Raw genomic sequence first — 26,298 nt, 5'->3', positions numbered from 1 at the left:
CGTACCATTTATTTTACCGTAGCAAACAGATTCTGTTTGTCTAGTCTAGCATTTCTTTTTTTGTCCCACCACCTGGAGCTATGATGAGCACAGGAAGAGACAAGTAAAAAAGCTTCCACAAGGAGACAATTGTAATCTGAAAACCAAATCTATATACTTAAAAGGATGTCAGGATGATGATGAGGGAGTGTATATAGATGGGTGCATCATGCGGGATTGTAGGTCTTCCTAACGTAGGAAAATCGACATTGTTTAATGCTATTACACAAGCGGGCGCTGAATCGGCTAACTACCCGTTCTGTACGATTGACCCGAACGTAGGGATCGTAGAGGTACCAGATCCGCGTCTGGAAAAGCTGACACAGATCGTTGTACCAAACAAGGTAGTTCCAACTGCGTTTGAATTCGTAGACATTGCAGGCTTGGTAAAAGGCGCGAGCAGAGGCGAAGGACTTGGCAATCAATTCCTTGGACACATCCGTGAAGTGGACGCGATTGCCCATGTTGTCCGTTGCTTTGAAGATGAGAACATTACTCACGTAGCAGGTCGTGTCGATCCTTTGAGCGATATCGAGACAATCAACCTGGAGCTGATTTTTGCTGATCTGGACTCTGTTGATCGTCGTATTGACCGCATTGCACGCAAAGTGAAGTCCGGCGATAAGGAATCCAAACAAGAGCTGGACGTGCTGGAGAAATTGAAAGCAGCATTTGAAGAGGGGCAATCTGCTCGCAGTGTAGAACTCGATGACGAAGAGCGCAAATGGATTCGCGATTTGCATCTGCTGACAATCAAGCCAATGCTGTATGTGTGCAACGTAGCGGAAGATGGCATTAACGATGCAGACAGCAACCCGCATGTGCAAACAGTTCGCCAGCATGCAGCGAGTGAAGGCGCAGAAGTGGTTGTTATCAGCGCGAAAGTAGAAGCAGAAATTGCTGAGCTCGAGGGCGAAGACAAAGAAATGTTTTTGGAAGAATTGGGACTTTCTGAGTCTGGTCTCGACCGATTGATTCGTGCTGCTTACAAGCTGCTGGGATTGGTAACGTACTTCACAGCGGGTGTACAAGAAGTACGCGCTTGGACCATCCGTCAGGGTACAAAGGCTCCAGGAGCGGCAGGCGTGATTCATACCGATTTTGAGCGCGGCTTCATTCGAGCGGAAGTGATTGCGTATGATGATCTGGTAGATGCTGGTTCTGTGGCAGCAGCCAGAGATCGCGGGAAGTACCGTCTTGAAGGGAAAGAGTACGTAGTGGCAGATGGAGATGTTATGCATTTCCGCTTCAACGTTTAGTACGAAATTCTTGATTCGGCATAGGCGTTTTGCTATAATACGATAATGCGAGTATTTATGGAGTGCATGTATTGTGCGTTTCGTTTTTAGCACTCGCTCCTTGCCCGTTTAGGGCCGCAAAGTCCATAAGGAGGTGAAAAGGTATGCGTCAATACGAAGTAATGTATGTATTGCGTCCAGACCTTGAAGAAGAGAAAGTAAAATCCAATGTAGCTCGTTACAGCGAAGTTGTAACTAACTATGGTGGAGAAATCTCCAAGCTTCAAGAAATGGGTAAACGTCGTCTTGCGTACGAAATCAACAAGTTCCGTGAAGGTTACTACGTTTTGATGAACTTCAAAGCGAACTCCGATGCTGTTGCGGAAGCTGAGCGTCTGATGAAAATCAATGACGACGTAATCCGCTTTATGTTTGTTCGTGATGAGAAGTAATCATTGTCGCGTTCAGAGGGGGAACCAAGATGAATAAAGTCATTCTCATCGGCAACCTGACGAAAGATCCAGAACTTCGCTACACGCCAAATGGCGTTGCCGTTGCTACTTTTACTGTGGCCGTGAATCGTCCCCGCACCAATCAAGCGGGTGAGAGAGAAACGGACTTCATTAATATTGTCGCTTGGCAAAAACTTGCCGATCTGTGCGCAAGCTACTTGCGTAAAGGTAGACAAGCAGCTATTGAAGGACGTATGCAAACACGCTCCTACGATAATAAAGAAGGTAAAAGAGTATATGTGACGGAAGTTGTTGCGGAGAACGTTCAATTTTTGGGCGGTCGAGGCAATGAAGCTGGCGGAGATAATTCAGGATACGATCCAGGCCCTGGCATGGGTGGCGGTAACAAACCATCCGGTCAAAGAAACAATGACTACGATCCGTTTGGTGATCCTTTCGCGAGTGCAGGCAAGCCGATCAACATTTCAGATGATGACTTGCCGTTCTAGTATCGTATAACTTTCACATTCCTAAGAGGGAGGGACTATCATGGCACGCAAAGGACGTCCTAATAAGCGTCGTAAAGTATGCTTCTTTAAAGTGAACAAAATCAAGCACATCGATTATAAAGATGTTGACTTGCTGAAAAAGTTCATCAGCGAGCGCGGCAAAATCTTGCCACGTCGTGTAACTGGTACTTCTGCGAAGTATCAACGTGCACTGACAATCGCAATCAAGCGATCCCGTCAAGTAGCACTGTTGCCTTACACTGCTGAATAAGTTGCAAAAGCTATAAAAAGGGGGGCACAATTGCGTGGCCCTCTTTTTTCCATAGTTTTCTATGGAAAGTGTACATGAGACATGAATAATGAGGTGCTGACATGCCGTCCAAAACGAAACACTTGGCTGAAAATGCCCTTATGCTGGGTATCGCACTGGTGCTGCTGTTTCTCAGTACATATACGGTACTGGGAATGTTCATCACCTTCTTGATACCTCTGCCGTTTATTCTTTTGGCTGTAAATCGAACAGTACCTAACATGATTTGGATCGCCTTGGCCTTTACATTCCTAAGCTGGATCATTACCGGGCCAGTTGCAGCTACACTTGCTTTTTTTAGTGTAGCTTGGGGATCTACAATGGGGATTGTTTACTCGAAAAAAAGGGACGCCTTGCCAGCAATTACGGCGGGTGCGGGTGTTTTTTTTCTAGGTGCGGCTTCCTTACTTGGAATAATGGCATTCGGAATGAACATTGATTTCAATGTAATTTTGCAAGAGGTTTCAAAGCTGCGTCCGCCGATGGTGCCAAAAGAGCAGTATGATCAACTCATCCAGCTGTTTAAAATGGTCTTACCTACAATGATTGTCATAGGCGGTTTTATATGGAGCGCCATTATTCATGGATTGGCGAGTCTGATTGGAAGGCGTCTGCACAGACCGATTCCAGCATTGAAGCCAATTCGGGAATGGAACTTCCCGAGATCATTGCTTTATTATTACTTCATTGCGATGATCAGTCTTTTATTGTTTGCCGAAAGCATGCAGGGCACGTTCTGGGAAATCGCTCTGATGAACCTGAAAGTCATGCTGGATGCTATTTTTACCTTGCAGGGCTTGAGTTTTTGTCTATTTGCAGCCTATTTGTACGGCTGGAAGAGACTGACTCCTGTGCTTATTGTCTGTCTATTTATTTTTCCACCCCTAAGTACTATACTTAGTCTAGTAGGGATATTTGACCTAGGAATTCGTTTGCGTGAAAAACTGGAAACAAGAGTGAAGAGGGGCTGAGGAAATGCCCAAGTTCCTGTTAAAGCGTTGGTACGGGATGCACATGGTCCTGGCACTCAGCTTTAGCTTGCTGTTGTTGGGGATTTTGACCTTGTTTCATTGGATGTACGGGGCGATCGGCATAATTTGCTTGATTGGCTTGGTTCTTTACGCTCTTCAAGCAGAAAAGGGGTTCCAACGAGACTTGCGCCTGTATTTGGCGACGGTAACCCATCGCGTGAAGAAGGCGGGAGAAGGCGTTATCCAGGAACTGCCGATCGGAATTCTTTTATACAACGAGGAAAAGGCAATTGAGTGGGTAAACCCGTATATGACGCATATGTCCGGGGATGAATCCATGATCGGGAAAAGCCTCCAAGAGGTATTCCCCCAACTGGTTTGGAAGCCGGAGCAAAAACGGCTGGAGTTTACTTATAACGAGCGGGTATACGAGGTCATTGTGCGATCCGATGAGCGCCTTTTGTATTTCAAGGACATTACGGACTTCAAAGAATTGACGACTCGTTACCATCGAGAAAAGGCTGCACTTGCCATCATTCACCTCGACAATTTGGACGAGGTCGGACAAGTCATGGATGATCAGAGCCGTACGCTGCTCTCTACAAGCGTGGCTGGTGTGATTACAGAGTGGGCCAACAAACATGGCATATATCTTCGCCGAATCACGGCCGACAAGTTTTTGGCTCTGATGGAACGGGAAGCACTTGATAAATTGGAAGAGACGCGATTTGACATTCTCGATGTGGTACGGGAGATGACAGCGGACAATAAAATTCCGATTACGCTCAGTATCGGGGTTGGAGCGGCCGCTACCACTTACATTGAGCTGGGACAAATGGCGCAATCAAGCTTGGATATCGCATTGGGACGCGGTGGCGATCAGTGCGCTGTCAAGATTGGCAACAAGCTCACTTTCTACGGTGGGAAATCGAATGCGGTAGAAAAGCGGACACGTGTCCGGGCTCGTGTTATTGCACATGCTTTGCGTGATCTCATTCATGAGGCGGAGCACGTCATCGTCATGGGGCATAAACAGCCTGACATGGATTCGATCGGGGCATCACTTGGTGTATTGAAGGCTGTGCAGCTGCACAACAAAACGGCTTATATTGTCATGGACGAAGGCAATCATTCTGTCGAGCGTCTGATGAAGGAGATTTATGCCAATGAAGAGTTGGCTGAGACCTTTATCACGCCAGAACAGGCGATCCGACTCATTTCCGGTCGCACATTGCTGGTAGTCGTCGATACGCATCGACCATCGCTGGTGATTGAGCCGAAGCTGTTGACGGAAACGAGCCGAATTGTAGTGATCGACCACCATCGACGTTCGGAGGAGTTTATTGAGCCAGTACTCTTGTATCTGGAACCGTATGCTTCTTCGACTGCCGAGCTTGTTACGGAGCTCTTGCAATATCAGAGCGAGCGATTGAATATCGACAATCTGATTGCAACGGCACTGTTAGCCGGAATTGTGGTGGATACCAAAAGCTTTGCCTTCCGCACAGGTTCACGGACCTTTGAAGCGGCATCTTTCCTTCGTCGTAACGGGGCCGATACCGCGGCCGTCCAGCGTCTGTTGAAGGAAGATCTGGGACAGTATGTGAAGCGAGCAAAAATTATCATGAACACGGAAACGTACCGCGACAACATGGCGATTGCCATAGGCGACCCGTCCGAGGATTACACGCAGGTACAGGTGGCGCAAGCTGCTGAGCAGCTACTCACTTTGTCAGGTATCCAGGCTTCGTTTGTTGTTGCAGAGCGATCCGACGATACGATCTTGATCAGCGGACGTTCTCTGGGCGACATCAATGTTCAGTCCATCATGGAACTGCTGGGTGGAGGCGGTCACCTCACTGGTGCTGCAACACAAATTCAAGGCATATCAATTAAAGAAGCAACACGTCGTTTGAAAGAAGCGATTGACTCGGTCGTATAGGCCAAAATATAAAGGGGGAAACGATGATGAAAGTCATTTTTCTTCAAGATGTAAAAGGCCAAGGGAAAAAAGGCGAAGTTAAGGATTTGTCAGAGGGCTATGTACGCAACTTCTTGTTGCCAAAGAAGCTGGTAAAAGAAGCGACAGATAGTAACGTGAAAACGCTCGACGCTCAAAAGCGCAGCGAAGATAAGCGCAAGGAGCAAGAAAAGCTGGATGCTCAGGAGCTCGGCAAAAAGCTGGAAGAGCTGACAGTGAAAGTAACAGGAAAAGCAGGCGAAGGCGGACGCTTGTTCGGTGCAATTTCCAGCAAACAAGTAGCGCAAGCGCTGGAAGATCAGTTTAAAATCAAAGTAGACAAGCGTAAGCTCGAAATGGATGCAATCCGTGCTTTGGGCGTGACGCAAATCAAAGTAAAACTGCACAACGAAGTAACGGTTACTCTGAAAGTACACGTTGTGGAAGAATAATGTCTCAATTGTGGGGGGTGTGACGTGAGCGACCTGTTTTTGGATCGTGTGCCGCCACAGAACAAGGAAGCGGAACAATCGGTACTGGGTGCCGTGTTCTTGTCTAAGGAAGCTTTAATCACGGCCATTGAAATTCTCCGTCCGGAGGATTTTTACAAGACAGCGCATCAGCGCATCTTTCAAACGATGGTGGACCTGTATGAAAAAGGCGAACCTGTCGATCTGGTTACTGTTACAGCGGATTTACAGGATCACAAGCTGCTGGATGAAGTCGGTGGGGTTACGTATCTCACGGAAATCGCCAGCTCTGTTCCAACGGCAGCCAACATCGAATACTACGCAAAAATCGTAGAAGAAAAATCGCTGCTTCGGCGATTGATTCATACAGCTACGAAGATTGCCAATGACGGATACTCCCGTGAGGATGATGTCACGCAGATCATCGCGGATGCGGAGAAGTACATCATGGAGATCGGTCAAAATCGCAACAGTGGCGGTTTTACACCGATTCGTGATGCCCTTCTGGAAACGTATGAGCGGATTGAGTTTTTGAGTCAGCGACGCGGTGATATTACGGGGATTTCTACGGGATATACGGATTTGGACAAGATGACAGCAGGATTGCAGCGCAGTGACCTGATTATCTTGGCAGCCCGTCCTTCTGTAGGGAAGACGGCTTTTGCCTTGAATCTCGCGCAAAACGTAGCAGCCCGTGCAGGAGAGACCGTAGCCATCTTCTCCTTGGAGATGGGTGCTTCTCAGCTGGTTCAGCGTATGATTTGTGCGGAGGGCAATCTGGATGCGTCCCGGATGCGTTCCGGTACATTGGAGGAAGACGATTGGCAAAAGTTGACGATGGCAATCGGTACGCTGGCGAAAGCGCCGATTTACATCGATGATTCACCGGGGGTTACTGTACAGGACATCCGGGCGAAATGCCGTCGCCTTCAGACAGAGAAGGGCTTGGGCTTGATCCTGATCGATTACCTTCAGCTGATTCATGGACGAGGCAAAGGAGATAACCGTCAGCAGGAAGTATCTGAGATCTCTCGTACGCTAAAAGGGATCGCGCGTGAGCTGAACGTGCCGGTTATCGCCCTGTCGCAGTTGAGCCGTGGTGTAGAGCAACGGCAGGACAAGCGACCGATGATGTCTGATATCCGTGAATCGGGTTCGATTGAGCAGGACGCCGATATCGTTGCCTTCTTGTACCGTGATGACTACTATGACAAGGAAACAGAGAACAAGAATGTCATCGAAGTCATTATCGCCAAACAGCGTAACGGCCCAACCGGAACGGTGGAGTTGGCGTTCCTGAAAGAATTCAACAAATTCGTTAACTTGGATCATCGCTTTCGAAATCAAGCAGGTTAATAGTTGGAATGGAAGAAAAGCCGGAGATATTCCGGCTTCAGGCTGTCGAGAAAGTCGACAGCCATTTTTATTTCACTTAATTTTAAAGCGACACCGCGTTAATGTGTTATTATTTTTATAATATCATTTAACAGTAGGTGATAATTGTGCTTTCCTCCAATGATAAAAATCCACAAATGCATTACGAATTTGTATGCCTCGATGAATTGGTCCCGGAGGACCATTTATTAAGGGTAATTCAAAAGCATATAGATTTCTCCTTCATCCGAGAAAAAGTACGTCAATATTATTGCGAAGATAACGGTAGACCTTCCATTGATCCTATTGTGTTATTTAAAATGATTTTCATTGGATACCTTTACGGTATCCGCTCAGAGAGGCAGCTCGAAAAAGAAATTCAGACCAACATTGCCTATCGTTGGTTTCTTGGCCTTTCTTTAACAGATCGAGTTCCAGATCATACAACAATCAGTTGGAATCGTCGAACTCGTTTTAGAAATACAAATGTTTTTCAGGAGATTTTTGATGAAATTGTGCGCTTGGCTATTCAGAATCGAATGATCGGTGGACGTGTCTTGATAAGTGATTCCACGCATCTTAAAGCAAATGCGAATAAACGAAAATTTAAGAAGCATGTCATCGAGAAAACGAGTCGTGCCTACCTCAAAGATTTAGAGGCAGCAATTAATGAAGACCGTGAAGTACATGGAAAAAAGGATTAAAGCCTAGAGAGGGTGTGAAGGAAGAAAAGGAAATCAAGGTGAGCACCACTGATCCAGAAAGTGGCTACATGGTTCGAGACGGCAAGCCCGAAGGCTTTTTCTATCTTGATCACCGAACCGTCGATCATAAGTACAATATTATTACCGATGTACATGTGACTGCTGGCAATGTCCATGATTCCGTTCCTTACATAGATAGGCTGAATCTCCAAATCGAGAAGTTTGGTTTTAAGGATTCAATTGAAGCTGTTGCATTAGATGCAGGTTATCTAACTACTCCAATCTGCAAGGCACTTCACGATATAAATGTATTTGCTGTCATCGGTCATCGTGCCTTTACACCTGTTAAAGGTCTTTTTTCTAAATGGCGCTTTAAATATGATCTTGAGCTTGACGTGTACGTATGCCCTCAAAAACATAAGCTTACTTATTCGACTACCGATCGAAACGGATACAGGATATATAAGTCCGATAAAGAAACATGTAAAACTTGTCCGAGGCTTGCTGAGTGTACCCGATCTAAAAATCACCAAAAGGTGATAAGCAGGCACGTTTGGGAAGAGAGTAAGGAATGGGTTCGACAGAACCGTTTAAGTAAATCAGGGAAATATTTGTATAGATTAAGATACCAAACCATAGAGCGAAGCTTTGCAGATGCTAAAGAACTGCATGGGCTTCGCTATTGCAGGTTACGCGGACGAGAAAATGTCCAAGAGCAGGCATTGATGACAGCAACAGTTCAAAACATTAAAAAGATAGCACTACACCTAGCGAAGGCAAGTTAGGTGCAGGCTACCTCTTTTTCAGCACTTCGTGCTGGAACAATACCAAAAAGAAATCCCCCAAAAAGGGGGTTTCTCTTCAGTCTGAAGCCGGAGATATTCCGGCTTTTTTTTCTATATTGAATTGCCGAACATATTAAGAACTAACAATATGAATGTTCGTATTTAGCGTTGACATGGGGAGTCTCGTTTAGTAAACTTAGATTGTTTCAGGCCCGAAAAGACATGATAATATCAGGAGGTGTTTTTCGATGTCAACAGTCGTTGTCGTCGGAACCCAGTGGGGCGATGAAGGTAAAGGTAAAATTACAGACTATCTAGCTGAAAGTGCAGAGGTAGTGGCTCGTTATCAAGGCGGTAACAACGCAGGCCATACCATTATTTTTGATGGTAACAAGTATAAGCTGCATTTGATTCCATCCGGAATTTTTTATAGTGACAAGACCTGCGTAATCGGAAACGGTATGGTAATCGATCCGAAAGCATTGGTAAAAGAACTGGAGTACATTCACAGCTTCGGTTTTTCTACAAGCAATTTGAAAATCAGTGATCGCGCACATGTGATTCTGCCGTACCACATCAAGCTGGATGGCGTAGAGGAAGATAGCCGCGGTGCTAACAAAATCGGTACGACCCGTAAAGGTATCGGACCTGCATACATGGATAAAGCAGCACGTATCGGTATTCGTATCGCTGATTTGTTGGATCGCGATGAGTTTGCTCGCAAGCTCGAGCGCAACCTGGCAGAGAAGAACTTGCTGCTAGAGAAGCTGTACAACACAACTGGCTTTGAGCTTCAAGAAATTCTGGATGAATACTTGGCTCTGGCAGAAATCATTCGTCCTTACGTAGCTGATACATCTGTTGTCCTCAATGACTCCATTGATAACGGCAACCGCGTATTGTTTGAAGGCGCACAAGGCGTATTGCTCGATATTGACCAAGGTACGTATCCTTACGTAACGTCCTCCAACCCAATCGCGGGTGGTGTGACTATTGGTTCTGGTGTAGGACCAACCAAGATTCACCAAGTAATCGGGGTGGCAAAAGCTTACACGACGCGTGTAGGTGACGGTCCTTTCCTGACTGAGCTGAATGATGCTACTGGCGATCATATTCGTGAGGTTGGCTTCGAATATGGTACAACAACAGGTCGTCCACGCCGCGTAGGCTGGTTTGATAGTGTAGTTGTTCGTCATGCTCGTCGCGTCAGCGGTATCACTGGTTTGGCGATCACCAAGCTGGATACCTTGTCTGGCATTGAGACACTGCGTATTTGCACAGCGTACAAATACAATGGTGAAATCATCGAGTCGTTCCCGGCGAACCTCAACCTGCTGGCGAAATGCGAGCCAGTTTATGAGGAACTGCCAGGTTGGACAGAGGATATTACAGGCGTTCGCAATCTGAACGACTTGCCAGAAAACGCTCGTCACTACATTGAGCGCATCACGCAACTGACTGGTATTCCAATGTCGATCTTCTCCGTAGGACCAGATCGTGAACAAACTGTCGTTGTCCGTGGCATTTACGGATAAGCTATCGACTATATAATAGAAGAAAGCTGTCGAGTATTCGGCAGCTTTTCTTTTTTTGCAAGGGACAGACACGAAACGACACCCTCTGGGCATATGGTTAGACATAGGGAGAAATGGAGAGGTGATGGTGATGATGGGTTTTGGATTTGACCAAAAGGCCATGAAGCTGCTGGGCAAAAATGTACAGGTAAAAATGATCAATGGCGTCGTCATCAAGGGAACCATGACACATTTCAACAATGGATACTTATGCTTTATCACCACATACAAACAACCAAATGACGCCGAGAAAACGAAAATACGCAGACTTGCGTTAAAAGACGTTACCTCGATGCAAGAGGTGTGAGTCACAGATGCTCATAACGAAATAAGCCATCTTTCCTAGATATTTAGGAAGATGGCTATATTTATTTTAGATCATGCCCCCATACGATCGGATGATCTCTGTCGCAAGATCACCTTGTTCCTCTGGTACGACTGCCGTTAACAAGACACTGCGATTCATATTGTCATCACCCCGGTCGGCCATGCCGCTGGCGTCTGGATCTACTGCGGCCATGACGCTTGCATCCCTGCCGCTTGGGAAGTCACCTGCCAGTGTAAGGTTGCCCAAGCTGGGAAAATCTCCGGTTATGGGATTCAGGATTTGTTCATTCCCGTCACCAGGGAATTGTCCGATTCTGTCGATCTGAATGATGGAAAAACCAGCTTGTCGAAGCGCTTTTTCTGCCTTTTGGGCATCATCTTCGGTGTGAAATCCAGCAAGAATGTTACGTTCCTTCACGTCTATCAGCCTCCAGATATGATAAATGCTACCAATTGTTTGTACATATAGTGACTCTGTGTCTATTTTTTTATTCGACAGCAATTTACACTTGATGTTGTCGTTAATCTTATGGTAAAGTCGACATAGTTGGTTTCTTTAGGCAATTTGGCAGATAAATGGAAACTAAATTATGGGATTTACGACCTAGTCAATAAATTAAAAATTTTCAGGAAATGGAACGAGCAAGTTGTATCTGTTTTCAGGAGGGACAAGTTATGCATTGGTCAGAATGGAAGGCCAAGCTGCAGGAACGGTCATCACGAATCGTTCGGGATTGCAGTGATCTGGCGAAACGTACAATGAAACGTACAAGCTCTTATATCCAGTCGCATAAAAAACAATCGCTTTCAATTGCGGCAGGTCTAGTTTTGACGATTGCTGCTGGGGCATCTGCACAATACTACTACACAAGCAATGTCAATTCTGTCTACCATGTCAGTGTGAACGGCAAAGAGATTGGCGTGGTAAATGATCCAAATGTGATACATAACTGGACAGCAGCAAAGCTGGAAGAGGAAAAGGCAAAAACAGGCCTCAACTTGCAAATGGCTGACTATATCACATTCGAAGAAGAGCGTGAATTCAAGGCATCGTTCAATAACGATGCCGCTGTACAAGCTCTGGCATCCGTAGCGGATATCAAGGTTCAGGGCGTTAAGCTAATGATTGACGGCAAAGTGGTAGGTTACCTGCCAGACCAGCAATCGGCTGATCAAGTACTGGCTGAAGTGAAGCAAAAATATTCCGGAGTTCCCGCAACGACAGGGAAAAAGGCTGTTGTAGCAGCAGCATCCACGGTCCCAGTCAAACCAAATCCGGTAAAAGAAGTCGCATTTAAAGAAAACGTAGAGATGCAAACCGAAACAGTCGATGCATCTCAAATTTTGTCTGCCGATAAACTCGAGGAGTTGCTGGTAAAAGGCACCTTCAAGGATATGAAGCACACGGTCGTGGAAGGCGATTGCATCGGTTGTATCGCGAAGAAATACGGCATTACCTCAAAAGATATTTATGCAAACAACCCAGGTGTTACGGAAAATACCGTCCTTCAATTGGGGCAAGAAATCAATGTAACCGCAGTGCGTCCACTGGTTACTGTACAAGTCAAAGAAGAAGTAGATCAGCAAGAGGTTATTGCTTTTAATACCCAAATTAAAAATAATGACAAGGTTCCTAAAGGCGAAACGAAGGTCGTACAAGAAGGTAAAAACGGCAGTAAAACAGTGAAGTACGAAATTGTAAAAGAAAATGGACAAGTCGTTAATCGCAAAGTCATCAAACAAGATGTAACTGTGCAGCCTGTAACCCAAATTATGGAGCGCGGTACAAAAGTTATCCCATCGCGCGGTACAGGTCGTTTGAGCTGGCCTGCTAGCGGGTATATTAGCAGTGGCTTCGGCAAACGCTGGGGCAGCATGCACAAAGGAATTGATATTGCCGGTGCTGGTTCTGTCATGGCGGCAGACAATGGACGTGTCACATTCGCTGGTTGGAATGGTGACTACGGAAAATCGGTTATCATCGACCACGGCAATGGAATGAAGACATTGTACGGTCACATGAGTATCATTAATGTGAAAGCCGGCGATGTTGTTAGCCAAGGAAAGAAAATCGGCGTAAAGGGTTCTACTGGGCAGTCAACCGGCGTCCACCTGCATTTTGAGGTTCTACAAAATGGACGAAATCAAAACCCGATTCGTTACTTAAAATAGACTAGTAATTTCTGGATAAGAAAGGGCAACTCTTAGGAGGGGCCCTTTTTTTGCTGGCAGGGATTGAATGCCAAGTCCTTCTTTACATGGCGTACATGGTGTATTGTAGAGGAATAGTGGCGGTCGAAGTGGAATCCTTGAAGAAGTAGTTTAAGAGGAAACAGAAGACTGTTGAACACGTACTTACAGAAAAAGGAGGGCGCAGGATGGCAAAACTCCTCGTAGTTGATGATGAAAAACCGATTGCAGATATTTTGAAATTCACGTTTGAAAAAGAAGGATATCAGGTCGTATGCGCCTACGATGGTGATGAGGCACTTGTCGTGGTCAAGGATGAACGACCGGATTTGATTTTACTGGATGTTATGCTCCCAGGCAGAGACGGAATGGACGTATGCCGAACCGTTCGCCAAACGTATGATGTGCCGATCATCATGCTGACTGCCAAAGACTCTGAATTGGATAAGGTACTCGGGCTGGAATTGGGCGCAGACGATTACGTGACGAAGCCATTTAGTACGCGTGAGCTGGTAGCTCGTGTAAAGGCCCATTTGCGCCGTAACCGCTCGAAAGTGGAAGAGAAGGATAGCCAGCATGTACTGCGCGTACATGAGCTGGAAATTGATTTGAACTCGTATACCGTCGAAAAGGTGGGAGAAGCATTAGAGCTGACGCACCGTGAGTTTGAGCTGCTGGTGTACCTCGCTCGCCATCAGGGACAAGTACTGACGCGAGAGCATCTCTTGCAATCGGTCTGGGGATTTGACTATTTTGGAGATGTGCGGACGGTAGATGTGACCATTCGTCGTTTGCGGGAAAAAATCGAGGATGATCCAAGCCAGCCGAGGTACATTATTACGCGGCGTGGTTTGGGCTATACATTACGCAATCCCGGCATGGGAGGCCAGCCTGGATGAGGCGGCTGTTCAAAACCGTTCAGTGGAAAATGGTCATCATTTACATGCTGTTGATTTTGCTTGCGATGCAATTTATTAGCGCCTACTTTGCCCGGGAAGTCGAGAGCTACTACATCAACAACTTTTCCGAGGCTTTGAATGGACAAGCTAGTTTGTTAGCGAGTTTGCTGGAAAGCGATTTGCGTCCGCATGACGGGAAGGAATCCAACGCCGAACAAAACCGCCAGGACATCGACAACCTGATCAATAACCTAGTTAAAATCAATGGAGCCAATGTGCAGGTCATCGATCAGACAAGAACGGTGGTTGCGACGACAGAGGACAAAAGTACAATTGGACAGCGGACCTCGCAGCCTGAAGTGACGGTTGCCTTACTCGGGACGCGTAGTGAATCAATGCGGATCGACCCGAAGACGGGGGCGCGGGTGAAAGTATTGGCGTTACCTGTTAAGGGCGATCAGATTGTATACGGTGCGGTCTACATGATTGCTTCGATGGAAGGTACTTATGCGACGATTGGGAAAATGAACGGCATCCTGGGGACGGGTACGATGATCGCTATGGCCATTACGGCGGTACTCGGGGTCGTATTGGCCCGCACCATCACCAAGCCAGTGAAGGAGATGACCCGTCAGGCACGATTGGTGGCAGATGGGGATTTTAATAGTAGTGTAAGAGTCTATAGCGATGATGAAATTGGCCAACTCGGTATGGCCTTTAATCATATGACCTTGCGTTTGCAGGAAGCGATCTTGCAGCAAGAGGAAGAGCGTGAGAAGCTCGCGGGAATTTTGAGCAACATGACGGACGGTGTTATTGCCGCTAACCGGAATGGACAGATCATCCTGTTTAATCGGGCCGCAGAAGATATGTTGCAGGTGACGATGGCTTACGTCCTTCTCAAGAGACGCACCTTGTATGATTTGTTGGGCCTGCCGCCAGAAGATGAGATGTCGCTTTATGCGCAGGAAGAACCGCTTATTATTGAGATGACGTTGCCGAATAAGGAAGAGGTAATCCTGCGTGTGACGTTTACGCCTTTGCAGCACGATAGCAAAAAAATGGGCGGGATCATAGCTGTCGTAGCCGATGTGACGGAGCAGCAGCGACTGGAGCAGCAGCGCCGCGAATTCGTAGCGAATGTGTCGCATGAGCTGCGGACACCACTGACGACTATTAAAAGCTACGTGGAAGCGCTGCTGGATGGCGCAGTGGAGGATCCAGAGCTGTCCCAACGTTTCTTGAAGGTTACGTCGTCCGAGACAGAGCGCATGATTCGCTTGGTAAACGATTTATTGCAGCTATCGCGTTTTGATTCGCAAGGGGTTCGTCTGCATTGCAAGGAAGCGGACCTCAATCGATTGCTTCACTATGCTGCTGATCGTTTTTCCATGTTCAGTGAGCAACAGGAGGTCCAGCTCAGTCTGGATATGCCGAGCAAGCTTCCGCCGGTTTACATTGATCTGGATGCGATCAATCAAGTATTGGATAATCTTTTGTCCAATGCGATCAAGTATACGCCTCAAGGGGGCACTGTGGTTCTCATGGCAAGAGAGAACCACAAGCAAAAGCGGGTCCAAATCTCCATCACCGACACAGGAATCGGTATTCCCAGCCGCGATTTGAAGCGAATCTTTGAGCGTTTCTACCGCGTAGACAAGGCGCGTTCGCGCGGCCAGGGTGGAACAGGTCTGGGATTGGCGATTGCCCGCGAATTAGTACAGGCACACGGTGCAGATATCGAGATTACGAGCGAATGGAACGCTGGAACGACAGTCACGTTCTGGGTGCCATTTGCCCAAGGAGGAAAAACGGGATGAAGCGGATGCTAGAGCCTGCCAAGACCGTCTTACTCAATCTGCTAGTGCTAGCCAGCTTTGTTTTGACAGCGATGTTGTGGTCGAATCAACCTAACCTTCAATTTATTGAACCGGCAGAATACACGCAGTCAAAGCCAGTTCAGGAAAAACAACTCGAACAGCTCGTTACGCCGGAATCCGTTGTTTTTCACTATGGGGAAGATCGCCATACGAAAGCATCCGCAACCGATGCTCCTTACAGTTTGATCGTGCGAGAAATGTCGAAATGGATCTTCCTCGATTTTTCTCCGCTCACCATCTCCAACGAGAAATGGGAAGATATTGCCCGGGAAAAGATGGGGTTGGAAGTGCGCTTTCGGAGCACGGTTCCCTTGTCAATTGTAGGTCGGCTGGTAACCTTTCGGGATGAGTTTGACAACCGATTGAAAGGGATTGACCGATTGTGGGTGTACTACGAGAAGGACGAGGATGTCGTCTACGCGTTGTTTCTGTCGACTGAGGAAGGTCGAATGATGCGTTCTCGAACGTCTATCAGCCCAAAGGATTTGCGAGAATCGTATTTGGCTTCTGGTGATTTAATGCCTGAGCAAATCATGAAAATCGTCAAACCAGAGCGAAGCTTCGTAGATTTGGAAGGACCTGCGCTGATGTGGAGCACTTACTATTTGCCCAAGAATCAGTTGCGCATGCAGCAATTCCGCTACAGCTACGTACCTGTTACGAATGAAAGACTAATCGAGTCCTACTTTATCGATCAATCGCTCGTCAGACAAATCATGGAGCGGGACAAAACGGTTATTTTTACAGATGGCAGCAGATCGATTCAATTGAGATCAGAGCAGCAGGCGTTCACGTTTACCGACCCGGCGTACCAACAGCGGGATCAGGTGCTGTCAGATGAAGAAAAAGTGCAGAGTGCCGTTACCTTCATGAATAAGCACTTGGGCTGGCTCGATGAGTACCATTTTGAACGAATCAAGAAGAGCTACAATGAAAAAGACTTGATCACATTCCGCCAGTACTTGGGGGCGTATCCTTTGATCAGTGATGGGGAAGCCAAGCAAATCGATACGATCCAAATTACCTCAGAAGCAGGCCAGGTTGTGACGATGAGTCGTTCGCTGCTGGATTTGGACAAGTATATCGACAATAAAGAGTGGACGATCATGTCTGGTCCTGAGCTGTATCAATATATCCGCGACAAAAAGCTGGCGGACACAGAAAAAATCACGAACGCTTATTTGGCTTACCATACCAAAGTAGGCGAAGGATACGTGGACCTGATGCCAATCTGGGTAGTGGAATTGGCGAATCAGGCGAACCTGTATATTTCTGCGCACACCAAACAGGGAGGAGGGAAGGCGCATGGATTGGAGTAGGACCAAGACGATTCTGATCTGGGCCTTTCTTCTCCTCGATTTGTTTCTCCTGTATCAGGTGTATGTGACGCGCATTAGCCTGTGGAATGACAAGGAAGTCGCGCAGAGCGAGAAATGGAATACAGAGCTGTACTTGAATCAGCAAAATATCACATTGGATACAGAAGTGCCGCAGGATACACCGGAAATGTCCAATTTGGATGCGGAGTATATCGGAATTAATCCGATTTCCTTGCATGAGATATCGGGGCTTCAGGCGACGGTAGAAAAGATGGCGCTGGCTGCCAAGCTGGATCCACCGATGCAGATTCGAGGTCAACTGAATCCTCAGGAGTTCTTGCGTCAAATTGGTCCAAGGCTGATTTATTCCGATCAATACGTAGCCGATCCGTATCAATCGAATCAAGCGCGGCTTTTGTATTGGCAGGTCTATGATAAAATGCCAGTATTCGTCGCGCCGTTGGAAATGTATTTGGACAACGGAGCGATACTTGGCTACAGGCAGACCTTTTTCCACCTTCGCAAGCAGCAGGGGGAACGACAGGTGATCTCTGGTTATGCGGCACTACGCTCTCTGGTGGACAAGCAAATCATTTCACCAGGGGAACGGATTGAGAATGTGAGCTTGGGTTATTACGGTTCTTACGATGCGGATATTCAGACGCTGGTGCCTGTATGGCGTGTGGTTCACGATGGCAAATGGCATTTTGTCAACGCGATTACAGGAGCTCTGGAGCGTCCGATGGTTACGCTGCTCTAAAAAGATAGACAGCCTGGGAAAGATACGGGAAGAGGGATGTTCGGTGAGATTTAGTGTGTTGGCAAGCGGGAGTACGGGCAACGCCATTTATGTGGCAACAGACCGTATTTCCGTATTAATCGATGTAGGCATTACAGGAAAGCAGGCAGAAGCGGCACTGGAGACCATTGGTGTCAATCCAGGGGATCTCAGCGCCATTCTCGTCACCCATGAGCACGTCGACCATATTAAAGGGGTCGGCGTCATGGCGCGGCGATATGGATTGCCGATTTACGCCAATGAAAAGACGTGGTCGGAGCTGGATGGGCAAATCGGGACGATCAAGGAAGATCAGCGACGCTTCTTTTCTGTGGGGGAAAAGAAAGAGTTGGAGGATTTGGGCATCGAGTCATTCGGAATCTCGCACGATGCCGCCGAGCCGATGGGCTTCTGTTTTTATCATGGCAAGAAAAAGCTCAGTGTCGCGACTGACTTGGGGTATGTGAGTGATCGTATTAAAGAGACGATTCGTGGAGCAGATGCGTATGTGTTCGAGTCCAATCATGATGTCGAGCTGTTGCGCATGTCTCAGTACCCTTGGAGCATCAAGAGACGTATCTTGAGTGATGTCGGGCACTTGTCCAATGAAGCGGCGGGCGATGCTTTGCTCGATTGTCTAACAGGTGGGGCAGAACGCGTGTACCTCGCCCATTTGAGTAAGGAAAACAACATGATTGATTTGGCCAGACTGACGGTCAAAAACATCTTGGAGGAGCGGGGCATGTCTGTTGGTGACGATGTGCATCTGCGCGATACGTACCCGGATCGACCTACCAAGCTGGAAGAGTTATAAAGCTATAAGATCGGTTTGATCCCTGCCTGACGACTGGCGAGACGCTCTGTGAGCTTCGCATACGTATCGATATGGAAAGTTAATTGTGTATCGAGCTCATTCACTTTGGCAGTCAGCTCGTCGTGAGTTAGCAGTCCTTTGGCTACGAGCAACTCGATCAAGGCATGCAGGACAAGCGTATTGTGGTAGTCTACTTCCTGAAGGTCAGCCAGCTTGGCGATGAGGTGGACTTCTTTCAAGTCTATCAATCCTTTCTATTTGGTCTGGCAGGAAAAGCTTTTAATCTATCATATCCGTGCTCTCGGAGAAATATTCCGGGAGCTTTTTTCTATTCCACAACCTTTCCATAATTCTCACGCCATTTTGCCGAAAGCGGGTCGTATACTAAGGGTGTCAAAAGGAAACAGACATCAACCAAATCAATCATGCAAACCAACTATGGCGCATGTCATTGTGTATACGAGCATGAAAAACCTGCAAAGCTAGTAATGGTAGAAGATAGAAAGGAGAGGTATGAATCATGGGTTTTTATGATGATTTCACTCACGTGGAGCGAAAAAAACAACGCGGTTCTAACATTGGGCGTATGGTTGTGACGTCGGTGACGTCCGCGGTAATTGGGGGGATGGTCGTCCTGCTCACGCTGCCGACTCTCTCCAATGCGGGATATATTAATATGGTTAAGCCTGGAACAGAAAATGCGATAAGCAGCAATGCCTCCGCTTCTGCTTCTAACCTGTTTGCCAAGCCAGTATCTGTTAGTGTGGGATCGGGTACAGTAGATGCGGTGAAACAAGTAGAAAATGCAATCGTTGGTGTAATCAACATCGGTCAGCGCAGAAACAGTTGGATGCAGAACTCGATGGATGTAGAGCAGGGCCAAGGCTCTGGTGTCATCTTTCAGAAAAAAGGCGGAAAGGCCTACATCGTTACGAACTATCACGTAATCGATAAGGCGCAAAAACTGGAGGTCGCCCTGCCAACTGGTGAAAAAGTGTCGGCAAAAGTGGTCGGCGCCGATGGTTACGCCGATCTGGCTGTACTGGAAATCGACGCCTCCAAGGTTACGGACGTTGCCGAGTTTGGTGATTCCTCTACCTTACAGGTGGGCGAGCCGGCCATTGCTATCGGGAACCCATTGGGCATGCAGTTCTCCCGGACGGTTACACAAGGTATCATCAGTTCCAAGGAACGCTCCATGCCCATGGACTTTAACGAAGATGGTCAGGACGACTGGGAGCTGGATGTCATTCAAACAGACGCAGCGATCAACCCTGGTAACAGCGGTGGAGCCCTCGTAAATATCGAGGGTCAGGTCATCGGAATTAACACCTTGAAAATTTCCAAAGCAGGTGTCGAAGGGTTAGGTTTTGCCCTCCCGATCAATGATGTCAAAGTAATCGTGGACCAACTGATGGAAAAAGGCACGCTGCAACGTTCTTACCTCGGTGTGCAGCCACTCGACTTGGCCAATGTGCCGCGCTACGAATGGAAAGAAACCTTGAATCTGCCTGACAATGTGAATACTGGCGTCGTCGTGCAAACAGAGGTAGGCAAATTCTCTCCTGCGGGTCAAGCAGGCTTGAGACAATTCGACGTCATCGTCAAGCTGGATGACAAGAACATTTCCACCAGCGCTCAGCTGCGTAAGTATCTGACGATGAACAAAAAGCCGGGCGATACGATGGACGTTACGTTCTATCGTGACGGTATCCAGAAGACTGCCAAAGTGAAGCTGACCGCTCCGCCACAGCAGTAAGGAGCACTGACCAATCTATTTTGTGGGCAGGCATGTGAAGGAAACAAACTTTGATGGGCAATTCCGGGATGCATTTTGTCCCGTTTGCATATATGCAGTATCCTAAGTTCCCCCCTCTATCTATTTTTAAATAGATCCCTTCTTAAGAGCGCCGAGCTGATACGGCGCTCTCTTTTTTTGTTAGACGGGCTTTCGGTGGAGGAGAGAAAAAAGAAGAAAACGCTCAAGTTCTTGGGCTACCTGCCGTGAGGCGGTTCTGCCCAGCTCCATGTAAAAAAAGAAACCCGCGTCCAAAGTCGGGCAGCTACGTAGTGTCTCAGAGGTGGACGCTAAAGGCAGGTTTCTTTTTTTCCATTGCGCTTCGGTTGGTATCCCAAAGACTTTCGCCGTTTTCTTCTTTTTTCTCTCTACAGCTTTACATGTCCGTCGGAAGTAAAAAAATAAAAGCAATAAAATACAAAGGCTTATGATTGAAGTGCCCCCTGTCAAGTAGACAGTGAAAAAACAAAAAGCTTAGACACCAATCTGAACTTAGGTTGGTGTCTTCTTTATGCCACAGAACTTTTTAGATATTGCCTATATTCTAGAGGCGTCATACGGTTTAGCCTTTTCTGGTACCGATGATTATTATAGTAATTTATGTATTCCGTAATGGCTCCTTCTAGCTCTTCGTATGTATTGAATTTATGGAGATAGTACATCTCCGATTTTAACATTCCCCAGAATGATTCCATTGGACCATTGTCGATGCACCTCGCTACCCTCGACATGCTCTGAGTCATTCCTGTATCATCTAATTTCTTCTTGAACATTTTGTTCGTGTATTGAAATCCTCGATCACTGTGAAAGATGGGTTTCGCATTAGGATATGCCCGATGGGCAATATCAAACGTTCTAAACACAAGCTCGTTGTTATTGGAGTGCCCGACCACAAAAGAAACAATACTTTTATCCGACAAGTCCAGAATTGCGCTCAAATAAGCCTTGCTTTGAAGGCCGTACTTCATTTCCGTTACGTCTGTGAGCCACTTTGTACCCAATTCCACGGATTTGAAATCCCTGTTCAAGACATTTTCTGCCGTGATTTCAGGCGTTGTCGGAACGTAATTCTTTTTCTTTTTGCGGCATACGGATTTCAATTCTAAAATACCCATGAGTCTGTATACACGTTTATGGTTGATAGAAAGATGGAACTCTCGATTCAGTTTCATGGTCATCTGGCGATAACCAAGAATACCGTTTTTTTCTTCGTAGGCACGCTTAATCATAGGTAGCAACACTTTGTTGAATTTCTCATTTTCACTTTCTTTTCTATTTCGCCACTTATAATACGAGGAACGCGGAATTCCTGCGATTTCACAAAGTTGGCTGATAGAATATGATTTACTGTCGTACAGATCACGAATGGCAAGATAAATGGGTTCATTGCGGACTTGGTTTATTGTCGCCTCCTTTGAATTTCGTCTAGCTTTTTTAGAAAATCGATCTCCATTTGCTTTCTTTTATTCTCAGCTTGAAGTAGTGTATTTTGGGCTCGTAGGTTCTCAAGCTCAGACCTCTCGTTTTCAAATTTTCGTTTCCCACGTTTGTCCTGAAGTGCATCTACGCCAAATTTGATGTATTTATTTGTCCATGAGTAAACCTGCTGATAAGACACCTGAAATTCCTTTGCTGCTTGGGCATAATTATGCTGATGTTCTAAGCAGAATTTCACAATTTCGATTCTTTCTTCGAAAGTAGTCGCTCGTCCTTTTGTCATGATTGGTGTTCCTCCTGTTTCGGAAGATTTCAACTTTTCATGACCATTATACTTTAGAATCCAATTACGCAGTTGGCGGGTTGATTTAATGCCATATCGCTTACATATCTCCATATGAGAAAGACCGCCAGCTAGATAATCTTGGACAGCAGATTTCTTTAGTTCTGTGGAATATGTTCTATTCTTAGAAGTACTGAGCAGTCCAATTGGACCTAATGATTGATAGGTTTGAAGCCATTGTTTCATGGACGGAAAGGTAACATTTAGAGAACTTGCTAAATGATTTAGAGAATCTTCCCCGCGAAGATATCTTTCGATAACTGCAACCTTTTCTGGTCCAGCTATTTTTGCTTTATGGGACATAAAAAATGCTCCTCCTTACAGGTAGACAGTTTTATTATTGCAACTGTCTACCTGAAGGGGAGCATATCAGATTGTAAACTCATCGAGGTCTTTTTGGTGGATTCATTTGTTTTGTTGCGGTTCTGGGGTAGAATAGGAAGCGACATTATTTGTACGGAAAAGAGGCATTTGATATGGACATGAAGATGAAAAGCTTGCAAATAGAAGGAAAAGAAGTTGAGCTGTTGGCGGAATATCCGGTGCGGTTTGCTTGTATGGAGCATTTGGAGCAGGAGTTGGATGATTACGTTAATGATTTTGAGGCGGCGCCGGATACGTATGCGGCACAGGCGATTGAGGGCGATGGAGTAGACAAGCGTTGCCGGGAATGTGGAGAGCCTGGGCAGATTGCGCTTTTGAAAGAGAAGGGAATGTAGGACCATGCAAATTTCGATTATTACGGTAGGGAAGCTGAAGGAGAAATATTTGCGTGAGGGCATTGATGAATACAGCAAGCGTCTGTCTGCTTACTGCAAGCTGCAAGTGATCGAGGTCAATGATGAAAAGGCGCCAGAAGAGATGAGCGCGGCGGAGATGGAGCAGGTGAAGCGCAAGGAAGGCGAGCGCATCCTGGCGCAGATCAAGCAGGATCAGTATGTGATTGCGCTGGCGATTGATGGGCAAATGTGGTCGTCGGAGAAGCTGTCTGCGGAGATGGACAAGCTGGCTTTGCATGGGCGCAGTCAGGTGGCGTTTGTGATTGGCGGGTCGTTGGGGTTGGCTGATCAGGTGTTGAAGCGGGCGGATGCGTTGCTGTCGTTTTCGAAGATGACGTTTCCGCATCAGTTGGTGCGGTTGGTGCTGCTGGAGCAGGTTTATCGGGCGTTTCGGATTAGTCGGGGGGAGCCTTATCATAAATAGTGGTAAAGCGGAGAATTTAATTGAAAGTCGATGCCACTATGCTCAAGCTTTGGCGGCTTGGGTTCTACATTTCTTTTATTAGTGTTTGACATAACAAGTTACGAGATATGAGAAATTATATAAAGGAGTCTCCAAAAAGAATGTCGAGTTTTTGGTGTATTGACGAGAGATTTTAAATGAATGTGGTTGCGATACTTAATCTAGGGTCCCCATGTCCTTGTGATGGAGGTTTATATCTATGGCTCATGAGCTACGAAGGTTTTTTTACAATGAACTTGGTGGGTTCAGTGACAAAAGAAAGAAAAAATTGAAGAGGATTATCCATTTCAACTTAGTGATTACAGTCACGATGTAAATGAGCACGCAACATTTGTGCATCTGAATGTTACTGATAATTCTACCTTAAAGATATCTTTTTCTAACGACTTGGAGTTGAACTTTCCTTAAACTGAATATTTAAGTAAATATCTTGAGAACTATGAAGGTACGTAGGATCAAAATCAAATATCAATTATTTTTGATAAGAACGATTTGGATTTAATTAAAACATTAAATAGAGAGTTCGATCAGCACTAATCAACCCAATTATGCTTGGGTTAAATAACGTATTATTTCTTCTTAAAATAAACTATTGAGTTTGCTTTCAAGGGCTTCTTTTGTGCAGTGAAACTAGCCAAGGTGGGAGTGTGCTGAGAGGTCAGGGATATGATCGCCCCTTGTCTCCAACATACTTAACCATCAAAGCTGCAGAGATGCCGTTTTTCCATTTTTATTTATGTTACCGTATTCGAAGCTTGTGGAGTGCTGTTCATTGTTAGTGGGGAAGGACAAATAAATATAAAATGTATTGACGGATTTAGCAAAGAAGGGCGGAGAACCCCTCTTTTTTTGTACTACTGTAGAGTAAAGCATCTTTATTCACTTACTAATATTACCCACCCACTATCTGGAAAACAGTTTATAATAAATTGTTGAAGCTACAGTGAATTTAAGGGGGAATACGAATGACACCAAGTGAAGAACAGGGATTAAAGATAGCGGTAGAAGTCTTTGAAAAGAAATGTCAAAAACTTGTAAGACACAGAAGACCGAATATTTATCTTAAATCAAATGCAGAACTTTTCAGTGATTGGTTCGAAGACGGATTGGACGATTATAGTATTCATAAACTTGGTGCAAACGCACATCCAGACTTGATTATTAACGGAGTTGGCTTTGAATTAAAGTCGTTGCGTGCAAACAGTCAAATCCAGTTCAATTCAACGATTCCTTGTGGTGGTTTCCGACATGGTGAAGTTGCAGGCGAATGTTATTACGCAGTTGCACGATACACCACTGAACGGAATTACGGTTATCTTGAAGACTTCACCATTTGTGACGGTGACTTTTTCAATCATAATCGTGAAAGAGCTTTTGCCCACCATAACGAACAGGAACCAGGCTTTGGTGATTATGGAGATGGCGTAATTCGTCATCGCAAAATGTATTCATTCCCTAGTCCGTTAAGAACAGCTCAAGGTATTTCTCTTATTTCAAAGGTTAGTAACGTTCATGAACTATACCAGACATTAGTTTTTGATAGACAAGTTGATCGCATAAATACCCTTGGCGAAACATTCACCTTCTATGTCTATCGACACAATTTGTTGCCATAAGCTCAAAAATATTGGACAACCCCCTTTATCATTTGGTACAGTCTAAGTATATAAATTTAGTGTACCATGCGAGGGGATACAAAATGAAGACAACGCAGTTAATTTCTCTGTCTAAATCTGAACACAGGGAACTGATTAACAAATTAGAAGACTTAGCTAGTAAGGAAAATAGGTCGCTTTCGGATACTATTATGCACTTATTAGGAATTGGATATAGTGAGTACATAAACCGTTCCATCGAAGACTCGATTCCTTATTCCGTCGTATCCCTGTTTGCAGGTGCAGGTGGTCTTGATACTGGTTTGAAAATGGCAGGGTTCAACGTCATTTGGGCAAATGAAATTGATAAAGACGCTTGTGAAACCTATGTTGCGAATCACCCAGAAACATATGTGGAACGTGGAGATGTTCGTAACGTTAAATCATTTCCAAAGGCAGATTTGGTTGTTGGGGGTTACCCGTGCCAAGGCTTTTCGTTAGCAGGGAATAGACTTATGACGGACGAACGCAATTATTTATACCGTGAATTTGTCCGTTGCTTACGTCAAGCAAATCCGAAATTCTTCATCGCAGAAAATGTTAAAGGATTACTAACAATGGCGGGCGGTCAAATTATTGAGGCAATGATTCAGGATTTTCGGAATGAAGGTTATATTGTAAATCACCATTTAGTAAACGCTAAAGATTATGGTGTTCCGCAAGACCGTGAGCGTGTATTGATTATAGGAGTACGTGAAGATGTTGACTTCAAGTATGAGTTTCCAAATCCAACGCATGGTGATGGACTATTTGGACTTAAACCGTATGTGACGTTAAAGGATGCAATAGGGCACTTGAAGCCAAGCGAAGTTGGCGAAATTTACGACAGTACTTTTTCTTCACGTTATTTAAGCCGAAACCGTAAACGGGCTTGGGACGAAGTGAGTTTCACTATTCAAGCCAGTGGTCGTCATGCTCCATTACACCCAAGTGGTGAGCCTATGATTAAACTAGGTACAGACGAGTGGATTCTTCCAAAAACGTCGGAGCATCGCAGACTATCCGCAGTTGAATGTGCTCTGATTCAAACATTTCCTGCTGATTATATTTGGAAAGGAAGCCTCGGTTCTATTCATAAGCAGATTGGAAATGCAGTACCCTGCCTTCTTGCCAAAGCAGTTGCAAAACCAATGTATGACTTCTTAAAACAATACTATGCTCAAGAGCAACAAAAACAGCTGGAAAGTCATATACAATTTGCTTAAATACAGGTGATTGGTGGATAACTTC

At 45.8% G+C, this 26,298-nt stretch carries 26 protein-coding genes; 22 read left to right on the top strand and 4 right to left on the bottom strand.

Features of this window, described 5'->3' with window-relative positions:
* Window positions 1-197: 197 nt before the first annotated feature.
* From ychF to HP567_RS02395, 11 genes are all read left to right on the top strand, one after another.
* Window positions 198-1,298, top strand: a complete 1,101-nt coding sequence (gene ychF, locus HP567_RS02445) for a redox-regulated ATPase YchF (RefSeq protein WP_173612506.1) — start codon at window positions 198-200, stop codon at window positions 1,296-1,298.
* 143 nt (window positions 1,299-1,441) lie between these two features.
* Window positions 1,442-1,729 carry a 30S ribosomal protein S6 gene (rpsF, locus tag HP567_RS02440; RefSeq protein WP_047070274.1) on the top strand — a complete coding sequence of 96 codons (288 nt, stop codon included), beginning with the start codon at window positions 1,442-1,444 and terminating at the stop codon, window positions 1,727-1,729.
* Window positions 1,730-1,758: 29 nt separating this feature from the next.
* Window positions 1,759-2,238, top strand: a complete 480-nt coding sequence (locus HP567_RS02435) for a single-stranded DNA-binding protein (RefSeq protein ID WP_047070273.1) — start codon at window positions 1,759-1,761, stop codon at window positions 2,236-2,238.
* Window positions 2,239-2,278: 40 nt separating this feature from the next.
* Window positions 2,279-2,509, top strand: coding sequence for a 30S ribosomal protein S18 (gene rpsR, locus HP567_RS02430; RefSeq protein ID WP_016739387.1), 231 nt, complete (start codon window positions 2,279-2,281; stop codon window positions 2,507-2,509).
* 101 nt (window positions 2,510-2,610) lie between these two features.
* On the top strand, window positions 2,611-3,519 hold the full coding sequence (locus HP567_RS02425) for a DUF2232 domain-containing protein (protein ID WP_173612505.1): 909 nt from the start codon (window positions 2,611-2,613) through the stop codon (window positions 3,517-3,519).
* 4 nt (window positions 3,520-3,523) lie between these two features.
* Complete coding sequence (locus tag HP567_RS02420) at window positions 3,524-5,461, top strand: DHH family phosphoesterase (protein WP_173612504.1); 1,938 nt, start codon at window positions 3,524-3,526, stop codon at window positions 5,459-5,461.
* A 26-nt stretch (window positions 5,462-5,487) separates the two neighbouring features.
* Complete coding sequence (gene rplI / locus HP567_RS02415) at window positions 5,488-5,931, top strand: 50S ribosomal protein L9 (protein WP_088910104.1); 444 nt, start codon at window positions 5,488-5,490, stop codon at window positions 5,929-5,931.
* Window positions 5,932-5,955: 24 nt separating this feature from the next.
* Window positions 5,956-7,305, top strand: coding sequence for a replicative DNA helicase (gene dnaB, locus HP567_RS02410; protein WP_047070269.1), 1,350 nt, complete (start codon window positions 5,956-5,958; stop codon window positions 7,303-7,305).
* Window positions 7,306-7,481: 176 nt separating this feature from the next.
* Window positions 7,482-8,812 (top strand): IS1182 family transposase gene (locus HP567_RS02405; RefSeq protein ID WP_221867259.1). Its coding sequence is split into 2 segments (ribosomal slippage): window positions 7,482-8,022 and window positions 8,022-8,812, totalling 1,332 coding nucleotides; the frame shifts between segments, so codons are not numbered across the junction.
* 248 nt (window positions 8,813-9,060) lie between these two features.
* Window positions 9,061-10,347: an adenylosuccinate synthase gene (locus HP567_RS02400; protein WP_173611648.1), complete on the top strand. Its 1,287-nt coding sequence runs from the start codon at window positions 9,061-9,063 to the stop codon at window positions 10,345-10,347.
* 130 nt (window positions 10,348-10,477) lie between these two features.
* Entirely contained in the window at window positions 10,478-10,693 is a 216-nt protein-coding gene (locus HP567_RS02395; RefSeq protein ID WP_007720197.1) for a hypothetical protein, read from the top strand.
* A 66-nt stretch (window positions 10,694-10,759) separates the two neighbouring features.
* Here the strand turns inward: HP567_RS02395 and HP567_RS02390 are convergent, their stop codons facing one another.
* Window positions 10,760-11,215: a hypothetical protein gene (locus tag HP567_RS02390; RefSeq protein WP_173611649.1), complete on the bottom strand. Its 456-nt coding sequence runs from the start codon at window positions 11,213-11,215 to the stop codon at window positions 10,760-10,762.
* 173 nt (window positions 11,216-11,388) lie between these two features.
* Here HP567_RS02390 and HP567_RS02385 point away from each other — a divergent pair, with 173 nt between their 5' ends.
* The 6 genes from HP567_RS02385 to HP567_RS02360 all read left to right on the top strand — a co-directional run bounded on the left by HP567_RS02385 (window position 11,389) and on the right by HP567_RS02360 (window position 18,593).
* The gene (locus tag HP567_RS02385) at window positions 11,389-12,885 is read left to right on the top strand and encodes a LysM peptidoglycan-binding domain-containing M23 family metallopeptidase (RefSeq protein ID WP_173611650.1); all 1,497 of its coding nucleotides are present in this window, start codon (window positions 11,389-11,391) and stop codon (window positions 12,883-12,885) included.
* A gap of 206 nt (window positions 12,886-13,091) precedes the next feature.
* A complete protein-coding gene (yycF, locus tag HP567_RS02380) occupies window positions 13,092-13,802 on the top strand; it encodes a response regulator YycF (RefSeq protein WP_173611651.1) in 711 nt (236 codons plus the stop codon).
* Window positions 13,799-15,622, top strand: a complete 1,824-nt coding sequence (gene walK, locus HP567_RS02375; RefSeq protein ID WP_173611652.1) for a cell wall metabolism sensor histidine kinase WalK — start codon at window positions 13,799-13,801, stop codon at window positions 15,620-15,622. The genes yycF and walK overlap by 4 nt, the downstream gene beginning before the upstream one ends.
* Window positions 15,619-17,001: a YycH family regulatory protein gene (locus HP567_RS02370; RefSeq protein WP_173611653.1), complete on the top strand. Its 1,383-nt coding sequence runs from the start codon at window positions 15,619-15,621 to the stop codon at window positions 16,999-17,001. The genes walK and HP567_RS02370 overlap by 4 nt, the downstream gene beginning before the upstream one ends.
* Window positions 16,988-17,761, top strand: coding sequence for a two-component system regulatory protein YycI (locus HP567_RS02365; RefSeq protein ID WP_173611654.1), 774 nt, complete (start codon window positions 16,988-16,990; stop codon window positions 17,759-17,761). The genes HP567_RS02370 and HP567_RS02365 overlap by 14 nt, the downstream gene beginning before the upstream one ends.
* 43 nt (window positions 17,762-17,804) lie before the next feature.
* Complete coding sequence (locus HP567_RS02360) at window positions 17,805-18,593, top strand: MBL fold metallo-hydrolase (RefSeq protein ID WP_173611655.1); 789 nt, start codon at window positions 17,805-17,807, stop codon at window positions 18,591-18,593.
* Window positions 18,594-18,595: 2 nt separating this feature from the next.
* Here the strand turns inward: HP567_RS02360 and HP567_RS02355 are convergent, their stop codons facing one another.
* Window positions 18,596-18,832, bottom strand: a complete 237-nt coding sequence (locus HP567_RS02355) for a hypothetical protein (RefSeq protein WP_173611656.1) — start codon at window positions 18,830-18,832, stop codon at window positions 18,596-18,598.
* A gap of 281 nt (window positions 18,833-19,113) precedes the next feature.
* On the opposite strand from HP567_RS02355, the gene HP567_RS02350 reads away from it, so the two are divergent.
* The gene (locus tag HP567_RS02350) at window positions 19,114-20,352 is read left to right on the top strand and encodes a S1C family serine protease (RefSeq protein WP_173611657.1); all 1,239 of its coding nucleotides are present in this window, start codon (window positions 19,114-19,116) and stop codon (window positions 20,350-20,352) included.
* Window positions 20,353-20,900: 548 nt separating this feature from the next.
* Here HP567_RS02350 and HP567_RS02345 read toward each other — a convergent pair.
* Both HP567_RS02345 and HP567_RS02340 read right to left on the bottom strand, forming a co-directional pair.
* Window positions 20,901-21,770, bottom strand: a complete 870-nt coding sequence (locus HP567_RS02345; protein WP_255675975.1) for an IS3 family transposase — start codon at window positions 21,768-21,770, stop codon at window positions 20,901-20,903.
* A 20-nt stretch (window positions 21,771-21,790) separates the two neighbouring features.
* Window positions 21,791-22,474 (bottom strand): helix-turn-helix domain-containing protein, encoded by a 684-nt coding sequence (locus HP567_RS02340; protein WP_173611658.1) that lies wholly within the window; start codon window positions 22,472-22,474, stop codon window positions 21,791-21,793.
* A 173-nt stretch (window positions 22,475-22,647) separates the two neighbouring features.
* Between HP567_RS02340 and HP567_RS02335 the strand changes: the two genes are divergently transcribed.
* From HP567_RS02335 to HP567_RS02320, 4 genes are all read left to right on the top strand, one after another.
* Window positions 22,648-22,890: a CxxH/CxxC protein gene (locus HP567_RS02335; protein WP_047070355.1), complete on the top strand. Its 243-nt coding sequence runs from the start codon at window positions 22,648-22,650 to the stop codon at window positions 22,888-22,890.
* 4 nt (window positions 22,891-22,894) lie between these two features.
* Window positions 22,895-23,374 (top strand): 23S rRNA (pseudouridine(1915)-N(3))-methyltransferase RlmH, encoded by a 480-nt coding sequence (rlmH, locus tag HP567_RS02330; RefSeq protein WP_015894066.1) that lies wholly within the window; start codon window positions 22,895-22,897, stop codon window positions 23,372-23,374.
* Window positions 23,375-24,378: 1,004 nt separating this feature from the next.
* On the top strand, window positions 24,379-25,029 hold the full coding sequence (locus tag HP567_RS02325) for a hypothetical protein (RefSeq protein ID WP_173611659.1): 651 nt from the start codon (window positions 24,379-24,381) through the stop codon (window positions 25,027-25,029).
* 83 nt (window positions 25,030-25,112) lie between these two features.
* Complete coding sequence (locus tag HP567_RS02320) at window positions 25,113-26,273, top strand: DNA cytosine methyltransferase (protein WP_217367278.1); 1,161 nt, start codon at window positions 25,113-25,115, stop codon at window positions 26,271-26,273.
* Window positions 26,274-26,298 lie beyond the last annotated feature (25 nt).

The sequence above is a fragment of the Brevibacillus sp. M2.1A genome, from assembly GCF_013284355.2.
Taxonomy (GTDB): Bacteria; Bacillota; Bacilli; order Brevibacillales; family Brevibacillaceae; genus Brevibacillus.
This window is presented reverse-complemented; position numbering and strand designations above follow the sequence as displayed.